This window comes from uncultured Candidatus Puniceispirillum sp., assembly GCF_963979125.1.
In the GTDB taxonomy this organism is placed as follows: Bacteria; Pseudomonadota; Alphaproteobacteria; order Puniceispirillales; family Puniceispirillaceae; genus Puniceispirillum.
In genome coordinates, this window is record NZ_CAXBVX010000147.1 from 1 (window position 1) to 3346 (window position 3346).

Consider the following 3346-nt stretch of genomic DNA (forward strand, 5'->3'; position numbering starts at 1 on the left):
GATGTAGATACAGCAATCTGATCAAGAACTGAGGTTACAATCAACGTCATGAATGCACCTGGCACACCATGACCAGTACAATCAAAAAATACCAAATAATCGTTATTGGCAATCTTTTTCAGCCAGTAAAAATCGCCCCCAACCAAATCCTTGGGTTGCCAGATCGCAATCGTTTTACCCAAAATTCCTGTCATGTATTTTCGGTCACACAGCAGTGCCCGCTGGATATTGCTAGCATATTGAAGTGAGTCGTTAATATCGCGGCTGGTTTCTTCTAGCAAACGGGCGCGTAATTTCTGCACTGTTATGTCCGAACCAGTTCCACGGTAGCCTTGAAATATGGATTGATCATCAAAAACAGGTTTGCCATTAATCGACACCCATTTGACCTTACCGCCCCCATCAACAAGCTGATATTCTAGGTTGCGAAACTCCTGATGACGCCTCATCAACTTTATATGCTCACGTAGCGTTTCGTTTTCGGTCTCCCCAACATTCAGATCGATATGCGATTTGCCAATCACATCCGCATCACGTAATGCAAACAGATCAAAAAATCGTTCGGACATAAAAGTGAACGTTAATTGGGCATCCATTTCATAGAACCAGTCACCTGAAATTTCGGCAATATCCTTAAACCTCTGTTCGCTGGTCAATAACGAGTTCTGATATCTGTATAATCGGCGCATATAATATCGTGATGCCGCTGCGAGCTTGTTATAAACATTGACCATTGCTCCCAACTCGTCATTGCGAACACGCTTGGCAAGTACCGGATTATCAGGCGATGCCACCATCATTGCCGACTTCAGCAAATCAAGCGGGCGCAACACCACATTGCGGAATGACAAGGCCAGTGCACAGAAAATCAAAAGAATGATGATAAAAATCGTAGCTGCAAACAGCGCCGTTTCCAGATACAGATCACGCGCCGAAATAGACTCATCAATCCGCAAGGTAAGCACGCGCCCGGGTCGGGCAAAACTTTGGTCAAAAGTCATATTCTCACCAACATTGGGAAGTTTTGCACACCCAATGGCTGGCCAAGATAAGACAAGATCGCCATCGTCTAGAATGTCAACGCATTGAACATAATGAAATGCCGCAAACAGACGTAAAATACGCCGCCCTTCACCTTGCTGACCATTGTCCAGCGCCGTTTCCAGAAGCGGTGCACTTATATGAACCGTATTGGCGAGTTCGACCGCCATCCGGTTTGATGCGTTTGCTGACCGATATTGATAGAAACCGACAACTGCAATTAGATTAACCAATGTCGCCGAAGCCACACATAAAAGAAAAAACCGCATAAACAGGCTGTTCAGCGAGAATTTTCCTGCCCAGCCTGTCTTGGACAACATGACGTTAAGAGCCTGAATTGGCGATGGCTTTACGGAGCAGATCACGCTGGTTCATCATAACATCGACAACCATCCATCCGTCTGTACCGTTTCGAACCAGAAAATCAGCATCATATTTATTACCTGCACTATCGAACATTTCGATACACAGAAAATAATCATCGCCATAAGGCACAATGCGTGGATGGATTGCCCCTGGAAACACCGCCACACGGACGCCGGTTTCGCGGTCAATCACCCCAAATGCCCCAGCCTTGTCAGCCGCCTTCTCTAAAAAGGTAATCATCGTGGTCTGAAGTTGCGCCTTAGTAACAGCATCCAGACTCGACGCGTTGACATGATGCGGGATGATTAACAACCACAGGCTTACTATGAATATATGTACACCTTTCATTCGACACTCCATTTCAGTGTCACATCAGTTTAATGGCGTTAGTGTATTGACCAAAGCACGATATTGGGAAACGTCCAAAATCCCACTTAACCCTTGGCATTTACTGATGACAGGCTATATTTTAATTATGAGGTATCTTAAAATAATCACTTTATTACTGATACTGGTGCCAGGCACAGTATTCGCGGATCAGACCAACCCCGCTCTGAACGAACTATTTCGCGCGTTACAGGTAACAACATCAACCAAGGCTAGAGATATCGAAAATAAAATCTGGTCACTATGGGTTGTCCACGACAACAACCCCGATGCAACTGGCATGATGCGACTGGGTATGCAGATGATGCAAGCGAATGAACTTGCCGAAGCTGACCGTATTTTTTCCCGCCTCATTGATAAAGAGCCTGACTTTGCCGAAGCATGGAACAAGCGCGCAACAGTGCGTTATATAATGGGTGATCATGATGCGTCCAAAGCTGACATCGTCGAAGTACTCAAACGTGAGCCGCGCCATTTTGGGGCTTTATCAGGGTTGGCCATGATCCATATGCAAAATGGGAATCTGAAAGGCGCGCTGAGCACCTACGAGGCAGCCTTGCAGGTAAACCCATTCATGCTCAACGCCCAGCAGATGATCGATGCCTTAAAGTTAAAATTACAAGGCCAGGCGCTGTAACCCGCCTAACCACGCCATGCAGGCAAACTTATGACTATGATTTCGGAATCACTTCATAACCAGCCGCTTCTGGCTCATCATCGGTCATTTCAGCTGGAAAGCCCGGTGCCAGAATATCAACGCCAACTGCTTCTTCCAGCCGTTTGATAATATTTGGCGACCACTCACGCGGGCCAAAACGATCTTGACCATCCTTGAAAATTTCAATCAGCTTCGGTGATATTTCTAGCGGCACACCCGCTCGATCAGCAATAGCCTGAAACAGGCTTATGTCCTTGATAACCAGATCCATAGTGAAATTAATATCCCGACTGCCATTCAAAATGACCTGACTTTCGGTTTCATGAACAAAGGAGTTGCCCGACGAGATGCGGATTGCTTCATATGTTGTGTTTAGATCCATGCCAGCCATTTTTGATGTTACCAGCGCCTCACATACCGTCACTAGATTGGCGGTGGCTAGATAGTTGGTCATCACCTTAAGCACTGAAGCCGACCCCAATGGGCCTGTATGCAGCACGCGGCGCCCCAAAATAGTTAAAACAGGAAGCATCTTTTCAAATACATGCCTGTCACAGCCAGCAAAAATCGCAATATTGCCTGTAGCGGCGCGATGACATCCGCCCGAGACTGGACAATCCACCGGAAAGGCGCCTGTTGCCAGAACCTTTTCTCCCAGACGTTTAACCTCGGTTTCATCGGTTGTGCTCATTTCGGCCCAGATTTTACCTGTCGACAACCCCGCCAGAACGCCGTCTTCGGCTTCCATAACCGCAGCACTAGCCGCCGGAGATGGCAGACATGTGATAATCACATCGCTGGCGGCGGCCATGTCTTTAGGCGAGTCCGCCCAGTGCGCACCAGCATCCAGAAACGGTTGCGCGACATCTTTATCCAGATCGCGAACAATCACAT

At 47.2% G+C, this 3346-nt stretch carries 4 protein-coding genes; 1 reads left to right on the plus strand and 3 read right to left on the minus strand.

Annotation, left to right across the window (positions count from 1 at the left end):
* Positions 1-1361: PAS domain S-box protein (locus tag ABNT28_RS10450; protein ID WP_348721556.1), on the minus strand; the 1361-nt coding region annotated here is incomplete at its 3' end.
* Positions 1362-1365: 4 nt separating this feature from the next.
* Positions 1366-1755: a hypothetical protein gene (locus tag ABNT28_RS10455; protein ID WP_348721557.1), complete on the minus strand. Its 390-nt coding sequence runs from the start codon at positions 1753-1755 to the stop codon at positions 1366-1368.
* Positions 1756-1882: 127 nt separating this feature from the next.
* On the opposite strand from ABNT28_RS10455, the gene ABNT28_RS10460 reads away from it, so the two are divergent.
* On the plus strand, positions 1883-2431 hold the full coding sequence (locus ABNT28_RS10460; protein ID WP_348721558.1) for a tetratricopeptide repeat protein: 549 nt from the start codon (positions 1883-1885) through the stop codon (positions 2429-2431).
* Between the two features lie 34 nt (positions 2432-2465).
* Here the strand turns inward: ABNT28_RS10460 and ABNT28_RS10465 are convergent.
* The coding region (locus ABNT28_RS10465) for an NAD(P)-dependent oxidoreductase (protein WP_348721559.1) at positions 2466-3346 on the minus strand (881 nt) is incomplete at its 5' end.

Excerpts from the sequence above, each read along its gene's own strand:
- ABNT28_RS10455 (WP_348721557.1), bottom strand. The coding sequence starts at position 1,755 with ATGAAAGGTGTACATATATTCATAGTAAGCCTGTGGTTGTTAATCATC.
- ABNT28_RS10460 (WP_348721558.1), top strand. The coding sequence starts at position 1,883 with ATGAGGTATCTTAAAATAATCACTTTATTACTGATACTGGTGCCAGGC.